Genomic DNA, 343 nt, shown 5'->3' on the forward strand with positions numbered 1-343 from the left:
CGCCTTGGGTGAGCCTTATTGGCTTGAGGGAGAAAGCCTGCTGCTGGGGTGTAGTCTCGGCGTGGTTCACGCCAAACCGGAGAGCAATGCCGATACCCTGATGTGGCATGCCCATGTTGCCATGCAACAGGCCAAGAGCCGCCAGGGCTGTACCTTTCACCTATATGACGAGCGCCTGGATCGCGACATGCGCAGCAAGGCCGATCTGCAGCGTGAGTTGCGTCGGGCGCTACGTCGTGAGGAGTTGCAGCTGCACTATCAGCCTAGGCTTTGCTTGCATACGGGCGAAATCGTCGGCCTGGAAGCGCTGGTGCGTTGGAAGCATGAGCAGCACGGTTTGTTG

Annotated in this window: 1 protein-coding gene; it reads left to right on the forward strand. The window is 59.5% G+C overall.

Annotated features, from left to right (window positions below):
• The coding region (locus AC0IYH_RS30150; RefSeq protein ID WP_471837786.1) for an EAL domain-containing protein at positions 1-343 on the forward strand (343 nt) is incomplete at both ends.

The organism is Pseudomonas sp. AC463 (assembly GCF_979253585.1).